The sequence below is a fragment of the Brachybacterium equifaecis genome, assembly GCF_023509525.1.
GTDB classification, from domain to species: domain Bacteria; phylum Actinomycetota; class Actinomycetes; order Actinomycetales; family Dermabacteraceae; genus Brachybacterium; species Brachybacterium equifaecis.
Genome location: NZ_JAKNCJ010000008.1, coordinates 21,942 through 38,634, shown reverse-complemented (window position 1 = coordinate 38,634; position 16,693 = coordinate 21,942). Strand labels below are relative to the sequence as shown.

General features: G+C 72.0%; 14 protein-coding genes. 5 read left to right on the top strand and 9 right to left on the bottom strand.

The window, feature by feature from the left end:
• Positions 1 to 251 precede the first annotated feature (251 nt).
• Positions 252 to 767 carry an acyl-CoA thioesterase gene (locus Bequi_RS12005; RefSeq protein ID WP_249738176.1) on the top strand — a complete coding sequence of 172 codons (516 nt, stop codon included), beginning with the start codon at positions 252 to 254 and terminating at the stop codon, positions 765 to 767.
• Here Bequi_RS12005 and Bequi_RS12000 read toward each other — a convergent pair.
• The 6 genes from Bequi_RS12000 to Bequi_RS11975 form a co-directional block, all read right to left on the bottom strand.
• Entirely contained in the window at positions 733 to 1,590 is an 858-nt protein-coding gene (locus Bequi_RS12000) for a shikimate dehydrogenase (protein ID WP_249738175.1), read from the bottom strand. The two genes, Bequi_RS12005 and Bequi_RS12000, sit on opposite strands and share 35 nt — an antisense overlap.
• Positions 1,591 to 1,598: 8 nt before the next feature.
• On the bottom strand, positions 1,599 to 2,963 hold the full coding sequence (gene mltG / locus Bequi_RS11995) for an endolytic transglycosylase MltG (protein ID WP_249738174.1): 1,365 nt from the start codon (positions 2,961 to 2,963) through the stop codon (positions 1,599 to 1,601).
• The gene (gene ruvX / locus Bequi_RS11990; protein ID WP_249738173.1) at positions 2,960 to 3,502 is read right to left on the bottom strand and encodes a Holliday junction resolvase RuvX; all 543 of its coding nucleotides are present in this window, start codon (positions 3,500 to 3,502) and stop codon (positions 2,960 to 2,962) included. Before ruvX ends, mltG begins: the two co-directional genes overlap by 4 nt.
• Positions 3,502 to 6,198 carry an alanine--tRNA ligase gene (gene alaS / locus Bequi_RS11985; RefSeq protein ID WP_249738172.1) on the bottom strand — a complete coding sequence of 899 codons (2,697 nt, stop codon included), beginning with the start codon at positions 6,196 to 6,198 and terminating at the stop codon, positions 3,502 to 3,504. The genes ruvX and alaS overlap by 1 nt, the downstream gene beginning before the upstream one ends.
• 145 nt (positions 6,199 to 6,343) lie before the next feature.
• A complete protein-coding gene (rpsD, locus tag Bequi_RS11980) occupies positions 6,344 to 6,970 on the bottom strand; it encodes a 30S ribosomal protein S4 (protein WP_249738171.1) in 627 nt (208 codons plus the stop codon).
• A 131-nt stretch (positions 6,971 to 7,101) separates the two neighbouring features.
• Complete coding sequence (locus Bequi_RS11975; protein ID WP_249738170.1) at positions 7,102 to 8,502, bottom strand: replication-associated recombination protein A; 1,401 nt, start codon at positions 8,500 to 8,502, stop codon at positions 7,102 to 7,104.
• Between the two features lie 148 nt (positions 8,503 to 8,650).
• Between Bequi_RS11975 and Bequi_RS11970 the strand changes: the two genes are divergently transcribed.
• Complete coding sequence (locus Bequi_RS11970) at positions 8,651 to 9,694, top strand: L-idonate 5-dehydrogenase (RefSeq protein ID WP_249738169.1); 1,044 nt, start codon at positions 8,651 to 8,653, stop codon at positions 9,692 to 9,694.
• 16 nt (positions 9,695 to 9,710) lie between these two features.
• Here Bequi_RS11970 and Bequi_RS11965 read toward each other — a convergent pair whose 3' ends face one another.
• The 3 genes from Bequi_RS11965 to Bequi_RS11955 are packed head-to-tail and all read right to left on the bottom strand — an operon-like array spanning position 9,711 to position 11,665.
• A complete protein-coding gene (locus Bequi_RS11965; RefSeq protein WP_249738168.1) occupies positions 9,711 to 10,823 on the bottom strand; it encodes a quinone-dependent dihydroorotate dehydrogenase in 1,113 nt (370 codons plus the stop codon).
• A 9-nt stretch (positions 10,824 to 10,832) separates the two neighbouring features.
• Entirely contained in the window at positions 10,833 to 11,306 is a 474-nt protein-coding gene (locus tag Bequi_RS11960) for a hypothetical protein (RefSeq protein WP_249738167.1), read from the bottom strand.
• Positions 11,303 to 11,665, bottom strand: coding sequence for a hypothetical protein (locus tag Bequi_RS11955; RefSeq protein ID WP_249738166.1), 363 nt, complete (start codon positions 11,663 to 11,665; stop codon positions 11,303 to 11,305). The genes Bequi_RS11960 and Bequi_RS11955 overlap by 4 nt, the downstream gene beginning before the upstream one ends.
• A gap of 79 nt (positions 11,666 to 11,744) precedes the next feature.
• On the opposite strand from Bequi_RS11955, the gene Bequi_RS11950 reads away from it, so the two are divergent.
• From Bequi_RS11950 to sucB, 3 genes are all read left to right on the top strand, one after another.
• Positions 11,745 to 13,217, top strand: coding sequence for a leucyl aminopeptidase (locus Bequi_RS11950; RefSeq protein WP_249738165.1), 1,473 nt, complete (start codon positions 11,745 to 11,747; stop codon positions 13,215 to 13,217).
• A 145-nt stretch (positions 13,218 to 13,362) separates the two neighbouring features.
• The gene (gene lpdA / locus Bequi_RS11945; RefSeq protein WP_249738164.1) at positions 13,363 to 14,766 is read left to right on the top strand and encodes a dihydrolipoyl dehydrogenase; all 1,404 of its coding nucleotides are present in this window, start codon (positions 13,363 to 13,365) and stop codon (positions 14,764 to 14,766) included.
• A 24-nt stretch (positions 14,767 to 14,790) separates the two neighbouring features.
• Positions 14,791 to 16,635 (top strand): 2-oxoglutarate dehydrogenase, E2 component, dihydrolipoamide succinyltransferase, encoded by a 1,845-nt coding sequence (gene sucB, locus Bequi_RS11940; RefSeq protein ID WP_249738163.1) that lies wholly within the window; start codon positions 14,791 to 14,793, stop codon positions 16,633 to 16,635.
• The last annotated feature ends 58 nt before the right edge of the window (positions 16,636 to 16,693 follow it).

The window sequence follows — 16,693 nt, the reverse complement described above, 5'->3', positions numbered from 1 at the left end:
GGGCGGGCGCTCAGCCGGAGCGTCGACTCGGTGGCGCTCCGCAGTCTTCGGTGATGCGCCGGATTCTGCCATGCGATCAGCACCGGCATCTGCACCCGCAGCCGTCCGCGCGCTCTCCCCGCGCCCCGGCCGCTGCGTCCCAGGCTCCGGATGCGTCCGGCCGGGGTCGCCGGAGCAGGAAGGATGGACAGCGGCCGGGCGCTGCCCGCGCCGCCATCGCCCCCACGCCCCCAACGCCCCGGAGGAACCCCGTGAATCTCCTGCTCCGCCTCGCCCTGCTCCTCTTCTCGGTGCGCAGGCGCGAGCCGCTGTCCATCTGGGACACGGCGGTGACCCCGTTCCGCGTCGCGCCGACGGACCTGGACTACCTGCGCCACATGAACAACTCGAAGTATCTGGCGATCATGGATCTGGGCCGGATGGACCTGATGCTGCGCTCGGGGTTCTGGGACACCATCACGGAGCAGGGCTGGTACCCGGTGGTCGCCGGTCAGACCATCACCTACCGCAGCTCCCTCACTCTCGGTCAGCGGTTCGAGCTGCGCACCCGGGTGCTCGGGATGGATGAGCGCTGGATCTACATGGAGCAGACGTTCGTGCGGGGCGAGGCGATCGTCGCCCAGGCGGTCGTGCGCGCGCGGTTCCTGCGGCGCGAGGGCGGGTCGGTCGCCGTCAGCGACGTGATGGAGGCGCTCGGAGGCGAGCCCCGCGTGCCGGATCTGCCCGAGTGGGTCAGCCCGTGGTCCGAGCAGACGCGCGTCCCCTGAGCTCCGCGCGCGCGGCGGCGAGCATCGCCTCGCGGGGCGCCTCGGCGATCCCGAGCATGGAGCGCAGCTGCATGTCGGCCTGATGCACCAGCATCTCCAGGCCGCTGGCGACCTCTGCGCCGCACTGCGCGAGCAGGGCTGCCAGCGGGGGCGGCCAGGGATCGTAGAGCGCATCGAGCAGCACCGGCAGCTCCGCGGGCAGACTGGGTCCCGCCCACGCGCTCGCGACGGCCTCGGCGCCGGGCAGGGAGAGCGCGCTGACCACCGCGTCAGCCTCGAGGACCTCGTCGCTGCGCTCCCACGGGACGAGATCCACAGCCACGGACAGCCGCTGCCCCAGCTCCACGAGCCCCTGCGCCCGCTGCGGATCGCGGGCGCTCACCAGCGCTCGGGCGGCGCCCATCCGGGCCCCGGCAGCGAGGGCCGACGCTGCGGTCGCCCCCGAGCCGAGCACCCCGATGACGGCCACGGCGCTCGCGCCGTGATCGGCGAGAGCGGCCGCGATGCCGTGCACATCGTGGTTCTCGGCCCTCCAGGAGCCGTCGGGCCTGCGCAGCAGGGTGTTGGAGACCTCCAGGGCATCCGAGATCGCATCATGCGCCGAGGCGAGGGCGAAGGCCTCCGGCTTGCCGGGCATCGTCACGCTGAGACCCTCGAGCTCGCGCGCCTGCGCAGAGCCGAGGAAGTCCGCCAGAGCGCCCGCAGGGACCTCGATGCGCCCGTAGTGCGCATCCTCGATCCCCAGCGCCCGATAGGCGGCTGAGTGGAGGACCGGCGAGAGCGAATGGCCGATCGGGGAGCCGATCACCGCGAAGCGCCGCATGGCCGGGCTCAGCCGCCCGCCGCATCCCGCTCGCGCGCCCACTGCTGCCACTGGGCGACGTTCTGCTGGTGCTCCGCGAAGGTCGTGGCGAACTTCGTCTCGCCGGTCTCGGTGTTCACCGTCACCCAGTACAGCCAGTCCCCCGCTGGCGGGTTCACGGCGGCGTCGAGGGTGGCGCCTCCCGGGTTCGAGATCGGACCGATCGGCAGGCCGGGGTGCAGGTACGTGTTGTACGGGCTGTCCGTGGCGCGCTGCTGCGGCGTGGTGGAGATGCTGTCGCTGCCGGAGAAGTAGGCGACGGTGGAGTCGAGCTGCAGCGCCATCGGGCGCCCGCCGGCCTCGCCGATGCCGTCCAGACGGTTCTCCAGGGTGCGCACCACACGGCCGTAGTCGTCGGGGGTGCGCGCCTCCTTCTCGGCGATGGAGGCGAGGGTGAGGATGCGGTGGCGATCCTCGGGGGCGACGCCGCGGGCGTCGAGCTCGGACTCCATGCGCTCCCACATCATCGTCAGCACATCGCCCGCGGTGGCGTCCTCCGGGATGTCGTACCGGCCGGGCCACAGGTAGCCCTCGGGGGTCCCCGCGGGATTCTCCGGCAGCCCGTAGTCGGTGTAGTGGGCGGCCGCCTCCTCGAAGTCGGCCACGGGGATGCCGGTGGCCTCGGAGACGCGTGCGAAGATCTGCTTGTTCGTCAGACCTTCGGGGACGGTGACGCGCTGCCCCGCCACGTTCGCGGGATCCAGCAGCGCGTCGAGCGCGGCGGCCGAGGACATCTGCTTCTGCAGGCTGTAGGCGCCGGGCTGGATGGTGCTGGCCTCCGGCGAGGCGGTGAAGACCTGGATGAACGGGGCGGCCGACTGGATGACTCCCGCATCGACCAGGGTCGAGGCGATATCGGAGCCGGTGTCGCCGTCCTTGACCTCGATCACCACCTCCTCGCCCGTGCCGGAGCCCTCGTAGTCCTGGGGCGCCTCCTCGGCGACGTTCACGTTGTTCGAGACCCAGTGGTAGGCGTAGAAGCCGCCCGCCGCGAGCGCGAGCACGACTGCAGCGACCAGCAGCAGGGGCAGAAGGTGCAGGGGCGAGCGGCGCGCGGGGGCCTCGTGCGCACCGATCGGGAGCAGCGGATCTGCGCTCTCCTCTGCGAGGAGATCCTGCGGGGAGAGGAAGTCGTCCTCGGTGTAGGCATGCGCGGCTCCCTTGGCGTGCGCGGGGGCGCCTGCGCTCGCATCCTCGCCGAACAGGTCGACTTCAGGCTCCTCGAGCGGATGCTCGAACGCGGAGTCGAGGCGGCGCCGGCGCCCGCGAGCGGGCTCGGCGGAGCGGGGGGCGTCGTCCCAGGGAAGCGGGTTCACATCGTCGTGGTCGCTCATCGGCCGGTCTCCTGTGGGTCGGGGGTCGGCAGCGGGGGCTCGAGCAGCTCTCCGGGAGGAGAGCCGGCCGCGCGCTGCATGTCGAGTGCCTGCTGGAGGATCATGACGGCGGCGACCTGGTCGACCACCGCGCGGTGCTTGCGGCCCTTGCGGCCCGAGCTGTGGAGCGCCTGATGCGCGCTCACGGTCGTGAGGCGCTCATCGATGAAGCGGATCTCGGCGGCGTGCTCGGCGGTGCGCAGAGCCGCTGCGAGCTCGTCGGCGAAGTCGCGCGCCTTCGCCGCTGCTGCGCCCTCCGCACCGCTCAGCGAGCGCGGCAGGCCGACGACGACTCCCCGCGCCCCGGTATCCAGGGCGTGGGAGACGACGCCTGCGACAGCGCTCTGGCGGTCGAGCGTCTCCACGGGCGTCGCGATGAGGCCGTCCCGGTCGCTGCGCGCGAGGCCGACGCGGGCATCGCCCACGTCGATGCCGAGGAGCACCCCGCGGGGCGCCGACGGCGCGCTCGCGGGGCGCTCGGCATCAGCGGCGCCCGTCATCAGGCGGCGCCGATCTGCGCGGCGACCGCATCGAGCGCCTCGGCCGAGCGCGCGGGCTCGCCGCCTCCGCCCTGGGCGAGGTCGTCCTTGCCGCCGCCGCGGCCGCCCATCGCCTCGGCGCCTGCCTTCAGGAGGGCGCCGGCCTTGAGACCGGCCTCGCGCGCTGCGGCGTTCGTCGCGGTGACGAGCGCGGCGCGGCCGGAATCGGAGCCGATGACCGCGACGACCGCAGGCGAGTCCTCGCCGAGGCGCGAGCGCAGGTCCAGGGCGAGCGTGCGCAGGTCGCCCGCCGCCACGCCCTCGCCCGCGTCGTGCAGGAGCACGCGCACGGAGCCGATGGTGCGGGTGGACTCGACGAGCCGCCCCGCCTCCGCCTGCAGCTGGGCGCCGCGCAGCGCAGCGAGCTGCTTCTCCATGTCGCGCACGCGCTGGGTGAGGGAGCGGACGCGATCGGGGAGGTCGTCGGCGCCGACGTTCATCAGCTCGGTGAGCTGCGAGACGAGCGCGCGCTCCTTCGCCTGGTGCTTGTAGGCGTTCAGACCCACGAGCGCGTCCACGCGGCGCACTCCGGATCCGATGGAGGACTCGCCGAGCAGCTGCACGGTGCCGAGCGCACCGGTGCTCGCGACATGGGTGCCGCCGCAGAGCTCCCGCGACCAGTCGCCGCCGATGGAGACGACGCGCACGACGTTGCCGTACTTCTCGCCGAACAGCGCCTGCGCGCCGAGCGCGCGCGCCTCGTCGATCGTCATCTGCTGATCGGTGACCTCGAGCTCCTGCTGGAGCAGGGTGTTCACCCGGCCCTCGATCTGCTCGAGGGTCGACTTCGGCACCGACTGGCCGAAGCGGAAGTCGAAGCGCATGCGGCCGGGCGAGTTCTCCGAGCCCGCCTGGGTGGCGCTGCCGCCGAGCTCCTCGCGCAGGGCCTCGTGGACCATGTGCGTGGCCGTATGCGCCCGCGCGATCGCGCCGCGCCGCTCGGTGTCGATCGCGGCGACCGCGCTCGCCCCGGGGGCGACGTCGCCGTCGACGAGCCGCCCGCGGTGCACGATGAGGCCCTTCACGGGGGTCTGGACGTCATCCACCTCGATGATGCCGCCGCCGGCCAGGGAGATGCGCCCCTGATCGGCGAGCTGGCCGCCCATCTCCGCGTAGAACGGCGTAGCCGCCAGGACGATCTCGACGTCGGCGGGCGCCGTCGCGGAGTCCACGAGCGCACCGTCCACCAGCACGGATTCGACCGTCGTGGCGATCGTGCTCTCGGTGTAGCCGAGGAACGGCACGGCGCCGCCGCGCTCGCCCAGCAGCCGGTTGAACAGCGCGGTGTCGGTGTGGCCGGCCTTCTTCGAGGCGGCATCGGCGCGGGCGCGCTCGCGCTGCTCCTGCATCGCGGCGCGGAAGCCGACCTCGTCGACCGCGAGCCCGACCTCCTGCGCCATCTCGAGCGTGAGGTCGATGGGGAAGCCGTAGGTGTCGTGGAGGCGGAACGCATCCGCCCCGGAGACCGCCCGGCCCCCGCCCGCGCGCACGTCGCCTGCGAGCTGGTCGAAGATCGAGGTGCCCGTCTCGAGGGTGCGGCGGAACGCCTCCTCCTCGCCGTAGATGATGCCGCTGATGCGCTCGAAGTCGGTGCGCACCACCGGGTAGGACTCCCCCATCGCCTCGGCGCACACGGGCAGCAGCTCGGGCATCGCGCTCTGCGTGCAGCCCAGCAGGCGCACCGAGCGGACGGCGCGGCGGATCAGGCGGCGCAGCACATACCCTCGGCCCTCGTTGCCGGGGCGCACGCCGTCCGAGACGAGCATGAGGGCGCTGCGCACATGATCGGCGATGACGCGCATGCGGACGTCGTCCTCCGCGTCGGCGCCGTACTCGCGGCCCGTGAGGGCCTGGGTGCGCTCGATGACGGGGAAGACCTCGTCGATCTCGTACATGTTCTGCTTGCCCTGCAGGAGGTAGGCCAGGCGCTCCACGCCGAGCCCCGTGTCGATCGCCTTCTGGTCGAGCTCGCCCAGCAGCGGGTAGTCCTTGCCGGAGCCCTCGCCGCGCAGGAACTCGTCGAACACCAGGTTCCAGATCTCGATGTAGCGATCCTCCGCGGCCGCATCCTCGGGCCACACCCGGTGGGTGCCGGCGGTCGCGTCGGGACCGTACTCGGGGCCGCGATCGTAGAACCACTCGCAGCACGGTCCCGCCGGGCCGGGCTGGCCGGTGGACCAGAAGATCTCCTCGCGCGGAAGGCGCACGATGCGGTCCTCGGAGAGCCCGACGCTCTCGCGCAGCGTCCGGTAGGAGACCTCGTCCTCTTCCCAGACGGTCGCCCAGAGGCGGTCCTTCTCCAGGCCGTAGCCGCCGTCCTCGAGCGAGGAGGTCAGCAGCTCCCAGGCGTAGGCGATCGCGCCTTCCTTGAAGTAGTCGCCGAAGGAGAAGTTCCCGGCCATCTGGAAGAACGTGCCGTGGCGCGTGGTGCGGCCGACGTTCTCGATGTCGTTGGTGCGGATGCACTTCTGCACGCTCGCAGCGCGCGGCCAGGGAGCCCGCTCGGTTCCCACGATGTAGGGGATGAACGGGACCATCCCCGCGACCGTGAACAGGATCGAGGGGTCGGAGGAGACCAGCGAGTCGCTCGGCACGATCTCGTGCTCCTTCGCGGCGAAGAAGTCGAGATAGCGGCGACGGACCTCGGATGTGCGCATGAGGTGATGGTCCTTCCTGGGCCGCGCGGGCGCGCGGGATGTGCGAGGAGAATGGAAAAGCCCCGGTCAGGGTACCTGGAGGCACCTGCCGGGGCGAGTCCGGCGCGGCCCGAGGGCCGCGCCGCACAGTTCCGCTGAGGCGGGATCAGCGAGCGTAGAACTCCACGACCATCTGCACGTCGCAGGTCACGGGGACCTCGGCGCGCTTCGGGCGGGCGACCAGCTTCGACTTGAGCTCGGACAGCTCGACCTGCAGGTACGAGGGAACAGTGGCGAGCACGTCGCTGTTCGCGCCCTCGGCTGCGAGCTGGTAGGTCTCCTGGGCCTGCGCCTTGGGCTTGATCTGGATGGTCTGGCCGACCTTCACGCGGAAGGAGGGGCGGTCCACCAGCTTGCCGTCGACGAGCACGTGGCGATGGACCACGGCCTGACGCGCCTGGAGGGTGGTGCGGGCGAAGCCGGAGCGCAGCACGAGGGCGTCCAGACGCATCTCGAGCAGCTCGACCATGGACTCGCCGGTCAGACCGGCCTCCTTGCGGGCGTCCAGGTAGGCGCGGTGCATCTGCTTCTCGCGCAGGCCGTACTGGGCGCGCAGACGCTGCTTCTCGCGCAGTCGCACCGCATAGTCGGACTCGGTCCGACGACGGGCGCGGCCGTGCTCGCCCGGGGGGTACGGGCGCTTCTCGAAGTACTTGACGGACTTCGGGGTGAGCGGGAGCCCGAGGGCTCGGGAAAGGCGCGCCTGACGGCGCGCACGGGTGACGTTGGTCACGAGGAGTACCTCTTATCGCATGGTGTGAATCCAGTAAGGCAGCCGCGGATTCAATCAGTGATCCTATCGGCGCCGGAGGGAGCGCTCAACCGAGTCGCCGCACGTCACGTCCGTGTGTCGTGTGCGGTCCATCACGCATCCTGTCCCGACTGCCCTGCGGGCCCGGCGCCCGGACCGCGCACGATTCTCCGCAGGGTGGGCAGCCGGCGCGCGATCTCGGCCTCGGCGCCGCGTCCCGTCGGCTCGTAGTACGCGGCCTCGCGGAGGTCATCCGGGAGGTACTGCTGAGCCGCGACCCCGTGCGGGGCATCGTGCGCGTAGACGTAGGAGACGCCGTGCCCCAGCGACTTCGCACCCCCGTAGTGGGCATCGCGCAGATGGGCCGGCACTGCCCCTCCCCTGCCGGCGCGGACGTCGGCGATGGCTGCATCCAAGGCCCTGTAGGAGCGGTTCGACTTCGGGGCGGTCGCGATGTGCACGACGGCCTGCGCGAGAGGGATCCTTCCCTCCGGCATCCCGAGCATCTGGACGGCCTGCATCGCGGCCACGGCGACCTGGAGCGCCTGCGGGTCGGCCATGCCGACCTCCTCGCTCGCAGCGATCACCACGCGGCGCGCGATGAAGCGAGGATCCTCCCCCGCCTCGATCATGCGGGCGAGGTAGTGCAGCGCGGCATCGGGATCGCTGCCTCGCATCGACTTGATGAACGCGCTCGTCACGTCGTAGTGCTGGTCTCCCGCGCGGTCGTAGCGCAGTGCAGCGCGATCGACCGCCTGGGCGAGGATCGCCGCATCGACCGTGCGCGAGCGCGTCATCAGCGCGGCCCCGGCGGCGGCCTCCAGGGACGTCAGGATCTTGCGCGCATCCCCGCCGCCGAGCCGCAGCAGCGCGGAGCGCGCCTCGTCGGTGAGCTCCACCGCCCCGCCGAGCCCCCGCTCCTCGGCCAGGGCGCGGTCGACCAGGACGTTCAGGTCCTCCTCGCTGAGCGACTCGAGGGTGAGCACGATCGAGCGGGAGAGCAGCGGGGAGATGACGGAGAAGAAGGGGTTCTCCGTGGTCGCCGCGATGAGGGTGACCCAGCGGTTCTCGACGCTCGGCAGGAGCGCATCCTGCTGGGATTTGGAGAAGCGGTGCACCTCGTCGACGAACAGGACCGTCTCGCGGCCGGTGGTGCGCAGCCGGCTGCGGGCCTGGTCGATGACCTCGCGGAGGTCCTTCACCCCGGCGAGGACCGCGCTGATCTCGACGAACTCGCGATCCCCCGACTGCGCGACCACGTAGGCGAGGGTTGTCTTGCCGGTGCCGGGCGGTCCCCACAGGATCACGGAGCTCGGAGCTGTCCGGTCGTCGTCGGCGGCGACGAGTCGCCGCAGCGGGCTGCCGGGATCGAGCACCTTCGACTGCCCGACGATCTCGTCGAGGGAGCGCGGGCGCATCCGGACCGCCAGCGGGGCTCTGTGATCGCGATTGCGATCCGAGAGCGTCCGCGGCGCCGGGGCGTCGCCTGCCAGGGAGAAGAGGTCCTCGTCCATGCCGGCAAGCCTAGGGCCGGGGTCCGACGATCCTGGACCGCGCTGTACAGCGCCCGCGATGACCTGATCTGCTGGACCCCGCACGCAGCTCATCCTCATCGCCCTCAGGCCGGCGCAGCGCCGACCAGCCGACCCGAAGGAGCACCTCATGCTCGCAGCAGTGGTCCACGGTCCTGCAGATCTCCGCGTGGAGGAGATCCCCGAGCCCCGGTGCGCACCGGACGGCGTGATCGTGCAGATGGCGTTCGGAGGCATCTGCGGCTCCGACATCGCCTACTGGCGCTCCGGGATCTCAGGCACCGCCGAGCTGCGCGAGCCGCTCGTCCTCGGGCACGAGGTCTCGGGCACGGTGGCCGAGATCGGACCGGAGGCGGCCGAGGGGCTCGCCGCGCGAGGCATGGAGGTCGGCACCGCCGTGACCGTGCATCCGGCCACGCTCGTCGGCGCGCATGAGGTCCCCGCCTCCACCTCCGCGCGCGCGAACCTGTGGCCCGAGGTGCGCTACTTCGGATCGGCCGCATTCCTCCCCCACGAGCAGGGCGGATTCTCCTCCCACCGCGCGGTGCGGGCAGATCAGCTGCGGGCCGTGCCCGCCGGGGTGAGCCTCCAGGAGGCGGCACTGGCGGAGCCCTTCGGGGTGGCGCTGCACGCCGTGCAGCGCGCCGGGGATCTGCACGGAGCGCGGGTGCTGATCAACGGCGCAGGGCCCATCGGCGCGCTCGCGGTCGTGGCGGCGCACCGAGCGGGGGCTGCGCAGGTGATCGCCGCGGACCTCTCGAGCGCGGCGCTCGACATCGCCGCGCGGCTGGGGGCCGACGAGGTCGTGGACATCTCGGCCGGGCAGGCGCTCCCGCAGGACGTCGACGGGGCCATCGAGGCATCCGGCTCCCCGCGGGCGCTCGGCGGGGTGATCGCAGCGGTGCGCCGCGGCGGCGTGCTGGTGCAGGTGGGAAACCTCCCGACCGGAGAGGTCTCCGCGTCGCTCGGGGGGATCGTCACCCGGGAGATCGATTACCGCGGCTCATACCGCTTCGTCGATGAGATCACCGACGCACTCGCAGCGATGGCAGAGGGCGTGGACCTCACGCCCCTGATCACGCACACGTTCCCGCTGGCTGACGCCGAGGAGGCCTTCGCCGTGGCCGCGGATCGCGCCACCGGGTCCTCCAAGGTCCTCCTGGCTCTGGGCTGAGCGGGCCCCGCCTGCCTCAGGCGCGGCGGAGGCCCCGCGCGATCCGACCCGGCCAGGAGGGGCCCTCGTAGATCAGCCCGGTGTATCCCTGCACCAGGTCCGCGCCGTCGCGCAGCCGCTCGGCGACATCGGAGGCGGTGCGCACGCCGCCGCAGCTGATGACGAGCATGCGGTCCGGCAGAGCCTCGCGCAGCACGGCCAGCATCTCGCGGGACCTGCCTGCGAGGACGGGCCCGGACAGGCCTCCCGCTCCGATCCGCTCGATCAGGTCCCGGCCGCTGCGCAGGGACGCGGGGCGGGAGATCGTGGTGTTGGCGGCGATCACCCCGGCGAGGCCGAGCTCGGCGGCGAGGGCCGCGACCGCGCGCACGTCGTCATCGTGCAGGTCCGGCGCGATCTTCACGAGGACCGGGACAGCACGGCCCAGGCGCTGCTCGCTCGCGCGGGCCTCAGCGAGGACCGCTGAGAGGATCGGCTCGAGGGCCGCGGCGCTCTGGAGATCGCGCAGCCCCGGGGTGTTGGGGCTCGAGACGTTGATGGCGAGATAGCTTGCGTAGGGGGCGAGCAGTCGAGCACTGCGCGCGTAGTCCTCGGCGGCGCAATCGAGCGGGGTGCTCTTCGTCTTGCCGATGTTCACGCCGATCACGGCGCGCTGCCCGCGCTCGGTCGCGCGCACTCGTGCGAGGCGCTGCGCGGCGGCCTCGGCGCCGTGGTTGTTGAAGCCCATCCGATTGATCAGCGCGCGATCCTCGACGAGGCGGAAGGAGCGCGGCTTCGGGTTGCCGGGCTGGGCCTGCGCGGTGATCGTGCCGACCTCCACGTGCCCGAAGCCGAGATCCAGCAGGGCGAGCGGGGCGAGCGCGTGCTTGTCAAATCCCGCTCCGAGGCCGAACGGGCTCGACATCGGCCCCAGCAGGCGCTGCGCCCGCGAGGAGGCTGAGGTGCGGGTCGCCGTCGCCGCAGCCGTCGGCGCCGGGGTGCGGAAGGCGGAGCGCAGGAGCGCGGGACCGCCGGGCAGGGCGGCGGCCGTGCGCAGGGCGAGCACGGTCAGCTCATGGGCGCGCTCGGGATCCAGGCGCCGCAGCACATGGTCGAACAGGAGCGAATAGGGCGAGAAGGAGGTGGCCACGGCGCAAATCTACGCGGCCGCGCCTGGGGGCGCGCCCGCGCGCCGCCGCTGCCGGGACAGGTAGAGGATCGCCACCACCGGAAGGATCAGGGGCACGTAGCCGTAGCCCGCCCCGAAGTCGGACCACACGGTCGAGTCCGGGAAGAGCCCGGGGGCGAGGTGCGTGAGCGACCCCACCGCCACGATGCCCGCGAGCTCCGCGCAGCACAGGAGGAGCGCTGTGCGGGACGCGCCCCCGCCCCGCACGAGCAGGATGGTCACTGCGAGATAGGTGATCGCCGCGAGCAGGGAGAGCGAGTACGGCAGCGGAGCCTCGGCGAACTTCGTCGTCAGCTCGTAGCTCGCGCGACCCGTCGCAGCCAGGGCGAGAATGCCGTACAGCACGATCAGCACTGCGGCGAAACCGCGCGAGCGGCCGCGACCGGAGGGCGCTGGAGTGCGCGAGAGGCGGGGCGCCGGGCGGGGCGTGCGGGCGCTGCTCATGCGAATCCTCCCGGCCAGATCTGCGGCAGCCGCATCTGCAGCACGATCTGCGTGAGCGCGACGGCGAGGATGCCGACGCTCCCCCATCGGCTGCGCTCGTTGACGCCCACCCAGATCGCGCCGAGCGGCAGCGCGAGCCCGGTGGCGAGATACCCGTAGAGCGTGATCCGGTCCGGGGCGTCGCCGCCGCGCAGATCCTGCATAGCCAGGGCGAGAGCCTCGCCGCCCCACACGAGCATCACCAGCGCGGCCGCGCCGAGCAGCACGAAGTCCGCGGCGAACTCCCTCGCCACGTAGTACACCGAGAGCGCCGCGGTCAGCCCGCAGGCCGCGTACAGGGCGATCGCCCACACCGACATCGCCGTGCACCTCCCGTGCGCCCGAACGGGCATGCGCGCTTCCAGCCGCAGGACTGCGGCACCCCCATACGATAAGGGGATGCCAGAGATCACTGTGAACCCCCAGTCCCTCGCCGATGCCGACGCCGATGTCCTCGTGCTGCCCGTCCTGACCGGGAAGGACGACGCCCCCGCGGTCGTCCTCGGCAGCGACGCCCTCAGCGCCCTCACGGCCGCCCTCGGCGTGACCGGCGCCCTCGACGAGATCGTCCGCGTGCCCTCGCCGGAGGGCTTCGCCGCCGGCTCCGTCCTGCTGACGGGTCTCGGCGTCGCCGCGCTCGAGGACGCCGGAGAGGTCGCGCTGCGCCGCGCGTTCGGCGCCGCCGCCCGCACGCTCGCGGGCGTCCCCTCGGCCGCCATCGCCCTCCCCGGCGGAACCGCGGCTCAGATCGCAGCCGCGCTCGAGGGCGCGGCGCTCGGGGCCTATGCCTTCACCGCCCACAAGTCCCCCTCGTCGAAGGCGAAGCCCGCTCTGGGCTCCGTCGTGCTCGTCGGCGCAGACGGCGAGGACTCCTCGGCCGCGGCGGCCGAGCGCGCCCGCGTCCTCGCCGAGATCGTCGGCATCACCCGCGACCTCGTGAACACCCCGCCGAACCTCCTGTTCCCGGCCGCGTTCGCGCAGCGCGCCCAGGAGCTCGCCGCGGATCTGCCCCTGACCGTCACCGTCCTGGACGAGAAGGAGCTCGCCGAGGGCGGGTACGGCGGAATCGTCGGCGTGGGCCAGGGGTCTGCCCGCCCGCCGCGGCTGGTGCGCGTGGAGTACGCCCCGACGGGCGCCGCTCAGCACGTGGCCCTCGTCGGCAAGGGAATCACCTTCGACACCGGCGGCATCTCGCTGAAACCGCCGGCCGGGATGGACGAGATGACCTCCGACATGGCCGGCGCCGCCACCGTCCTCGCGGCGACGCTGGGCGCCGCGCGCCTCGGCCTGCCCGTGCGCGTGACCGCCTTCCTCGCGCTCGCGGAGAACATGCCCGGAGGCGGGGCGCAGCGCCCCGGCGACGTCGTCACCATGCGCAACGGCACGACCGTCGAGGTCCTCAACACCGACGCCGAGGGCCGCATGGTCATGGCCGACGCCCTCGTGGACGCGGCCGCGCTCGAGCCCGATCTCGTGCTCGACGTCGCGACGCTCACCGGCGCCGCCATCGTCGCCCTGGGCAAGCGCACCGCAGCCGTGATGGGCACCGAGGACGCCCGCGCGGCCGTGCTCGAGGCAGCGGCGACGGCGGGCGAGCCCTTCTGGCCGCTGCCCTTCCCCGAGGAGCTGCGCAAGGACCTCAACGGCCAGGTCGCAGACCTGCGCAACATCGGCGACCGCTGGGGCGGCGCCCTGACCGCCGGCATCTTCCTGGCGGAGTTCGTGGGCGAGGCGCAGTGGGGGCACCTGGACATCGCCGGCCCCTCGTTCTCCTCCGCCCCCGAGGGGTACACGGGCAAGGGCGCGACCGGCATGAGCGTGCGCACCCTGCTGGCGCTGCTCGAGGCGCGGGCCGGCGACGGGGCCGCCTGAGCGCTCCGGTGACGGAGGCTCCGTCTCCGTTACCGGTGGGCTCCCGCCGCCTGCCCTCACCACGCAGTCGCGTGGCCTAGCATGGGGGCATTCGGCGCGGCCGCCCCGGGCAGCGTCGCAATCGACTACTCGAGGGAGCTCACCGGTGACGGATTCACCCCAGGACCAGTACGACGTCGTCATCCTCGGCGGCGGCAGCGGCGGCTATGCAGCAGCGCTGCGAGGATCGCAGCTGGGGCTGAAGATCGCCCTCGTCGAGAAGGACAAGGTCGGCGGCACCTGCCTCCACCGCGGCTGCGTGCCCACCAAGGCCCTCCTCCACGTCGGCGAGGTCGCCGACGCCCCCCACGAGGGCTCCGCGATGGGCGTGAACCTCACCCTGGACAGCATCGACCACGCGAAGGTGCTGGACTTCAAGGACAAGATCATCAGCCGCCTCTACAAGGGCCTCCAGGGCCTGGTGAAGGGCTCCGGCGTCGACTACGTCGAGGGCTTCGGCCGGCTGACCGCGAAGGACACCGTCACGGTGGAGACCGCTGAGGGCACCCGCGAGCTCAAGGGCAAGAACATCGTCCTCGCCTCCGGCTCCTTCTCGAAGTCGCTCCCGGGTCTCGAGCTGGGCGGCCGGATCATCGACTCCGAGGCCGCCCTCCAGCTGCCCGAGGCGCCGAAGAACCCGATCATCCTGGGCGGCGGCGTCATCGGCGTCGAGTTCGCCTCGGTGTGGAAGTCGCTCGGCGCCGAGTCCGTCACGATCATCGAGGGCCTGCCCCACCTGGTCGCCAACGAGGACGAGGCCATCTCGAAGACGCTCGAGCGCGCCTTCAAGAAGCGCGGCATCGCCTACTCCCTCGGCATCTTCTTCGAGAAGGCCGAGCAGACCGAGAACGGCGTGAAGGTCACCCTCGCCGACGGCAAGACCTTCGAGGGCGACTACCTCCTGGTCGCCGTGGGCCGCGGCCCGAACACCAAGGACCTCGGCTACGAGGAGCAGGGCATCGAGATGGACCGCGGCTTCGTGCTCGCGGACAAGAACACCCTGAAGACCAACGTCGAGGGCATCTGGGCCGTCGGCGACATCGTGCCCGGACTGCAGCTCGCCCACCGCGGCTTCCAGCAGGGCATCTTCGTGGCGGAGTCGATCGCCGGGCAGTCCCCCGCCCCGATCGTCGAGAGCGGCATCCCGCGCGTCACCTACTGCGAGCCGCAGATCGGCTCCGTCGGGCTCACCGAGAAGCAGGCCAAGGAGCAGCTGGGCGAGGACAAGGTCTCGGTCTACGAGTACAACCTCGGCGGCAACGGCAAGTCCCAGATCCTCGGCACCACCGGCTTCGTGAAGCTCGTGCGCGAGGTCGACGGCCCGATCATCGGCGTCCACTTCGTCGGCACGAACATGTCCGAGCAGATCGGCGAGGCTCAGCTCATCGTCAACTGGGAGGCCTACCCGGAGGACGTCGCCAGCCTGATCCACGCCCACCCCACCCAGAACGAGGCGATGGGCGAGGCGGCTCTCGCCCTCGCCGGCAAGCCCCTGCACTCGCACGCCTGATCCGCGCCCCACCAGGAGAAGAACATGTCTGAATCCGTGAAGATGCCGGCCCTCGGCGAGTCCGTCACCGAGGGCACCGTGACCCGCTGGCTCAAGTCGGTCGGCGATACCGTCGAGGTCGACGAGCCCCTGCTCGAGGTCTCCACCGACAAGGTCGACACCGAGATCCCCTCGCCCGTCGCGGGCACCATCGAGAAAATCCTGGTCCAGGAGGACGAGGATGCCGAGGTCGGCGCAGAGCTCGTCATCATCGGCGACGGCTCCGGCTCCGGCTCCGGCTCGGATGATGCCGCCGAGGGATCGGGCGAGACCGAGGCCCAGCAGGACGAGCCCGCTTCCGAGGGCGAGGACCTCGCCTCGGATCCCACCACTGCGCCCTCCACCGAGGCCGAGCCCGGCCAGGAGGAGGCGCAGGGCGGGGACACCGATCCCGCGCCGAGCGCTGAGGGCTCCGGCGCCTCGAGCGGCGGCCAGGGCCAGGAGGTCACCATGCCGGCCCTCGGCGAGTCCGTCACCGAGGGCACCGTCACCCGCTGGCTGAAGGCCGTGGGCGATTCCGTGGAGGCCGACGAGCCCCTGCTCGAGGTCTCCACCGACAAGGTCGACACCGAGATCCCCTCGCCGTTCGCGGGCACCCTGCTCGAGATCAAGGTCGAGGAGGACTCCGACGCCGAGGTCGGCTCCGTGCTGGCCATCATCGGCGACGCCTCCGCGCAGTCCTCCTCCGCCCCGGCGAGCGAGGTTCCCGCGAAGGAGGAGCCGAAGGCTGAGGAGAAGAAGGCCGAGGAGAAGCCCGCTGAGCAGTCCGCTCCTCAGGGCGAGACCCCGCGCGAGTCTGAGGAGAAGGCATCGGCGAAGGCCGAGGCGAAGACCTCGGGCTCGACCTCCCCCGCCCCGAAGGCCTCGGACTCCGTCTCCGGTGCCGAGGCCAGCGGCTACGTGACCCCGCTGGTGCGGAAGATGGCGGCCGACGCCGGCATCGACCTCTCCTCCGTCTCGGGCACCGGCCTCGGCGGTCGCATCCGCAAGCAGGACGTCTCCGCCGCGATCGAGGCGAAGAAGTCCGAGACCTCCGCTCCTGCTGCAGCTCCTGCGGCGCAGGCAGCGCCCGGCGGCGCGGCCCAGTCGGCGCCGAAGGTCGAGGTCTCCTCGCTGCGCGGCACCGAGGAGAAGATGTCGCGCCTGCGCAAGATCGTCGCGAGCCGCATGGTCGAGTCCCTCCAGACCCAGGCCCAGCTCACCACCGCGGTGGAGGTCGACATGACCCGCATCGCGAAGCTGCGCGGCCGTGCGAAGGACTCCTTCGCGCAGCGCGAGGGCGCCAAGCTCACCTTCCTGCCGTTCATCATCCAGGCGGCGGTCGAGGCGCTGAAGACGTACCCGAAGCTGAACGCGGAGATCGCGGGCGACGTCATCAAGTACCACGGCTCGGAGAACATCGGCATGGCCGCGGACACCGAGCGCGGGCTCGTCGTGCCCGTGATCAAGAACGCCGGCGACCTCAACCTCGCAGGCATCGCCCGTCAGGTCGGCGAGCTCGGCGGCAAGGCGAAGAGCAACAAGCTCACCCCGGACGACCTCCAGGGCGCGACCTTCACGATCACGAACACCGGCTCCGGCGGTGCCCTGTTCGACACCCCGATCGTGCCGAACCCGCAGGTCGGCATCCTCGGGTGCGGCACCATCGTCAAGCGCCCCGCGGTGATCACCACGGAGCAGGGCGACGAGGTCATCGCGATCCGCTCGATGATGTACCTCTTCCTCTCCTACGACCACCGCCTGGTGGACGGCGGCGACGCAGCACGCTTCCTGACCTTCATGAAGCAGCGCCTGGAGAATGGGGCGTTCGAGGCCGATCTCGGTCTCTGATCCCCGCGCGGAGCGATCCGCGACAGGACCTGCGGCGGGCCCGGCACTTCGGTGCCGG

What these genes read in the sequence shown, in the direction of transcription:
- Bequi_RS11960 (WP_249738167.1), bottom strand. Translation starts at nt 11,306, where the DNA reads ATGAGCAGCGCCCGCACGCCCCGCCCGGCGCCCCGCCTCTCGCGCACT.
- sucB (WP_249738163.1), top strand. Translation starts at nt 14,791, where the DNA reads ATGTCTGAATCCGTGAAGATGCCGGCCCTCGGCGAGTCCGTCACCGAG.
- Bequi_RS11955 (WP_249738166.1), bottom strand. Translation starts at nt 11,665, where the DNA reads ATGTCGGTGTGGGCGATCGCCCTGTACGCGGCCTGCGGGCTGACCGCG.
- Bequi_RS11970 (WP_249738169.1), top strand. Translation starts at nt 8,651, where the DNA reads ATGCTCGCAGCAGTGGTCCACGGTCCTGCAGATCTCCGCGTGGAGGAG.
- mltG (WP_249738174.1), bottom strand. Translation starts at nt 2,963, where the DNA reads ATGAGCGACCACGACGATGTGAACCCGCTTCCCTGGGACGACGCCCCC.
- Bequi_RS11950 (WP_249738165.1), top strand. Translation starts at nt 11,745, where the DNA reads ATGCCAGAGATCACTGTGAACCCCCAGTCCCTCGCCGATGCCGACGCC.
- Bequi_RS12000 (WP_249738175.1), bottom strand. Translation starts at nt 1,590, where the DNA reads ATGCGGCGCTTCGCGGTGATCGGCTCCCCGATCGGCCATTCGCTCTCG.
- Bequi_RS11975 (WP_249738170.1), bottom strand. Translation starts at nt 8,502, where the DNA reads ATGGACGAGGACCTCTTCTCCCTGGCAGGCGACGCCCCGGCGCCGCGG.
- alaS (WP_249738172.1), bottom strand. Translation starts at nt 6,198, where the DNA reads ATGCGCACATCCGAGGTCCGTCGCCGCTATCTCGACTTCTTCGCCGCG.
- ruvX (WP_249738173.1), bottom strand. Translation starts at nt 3,502, where the DNA reads ATGACGGGCGCCGCTGATGCCGAGCGCCCCGCGAGCGCGCCGTCGGCG.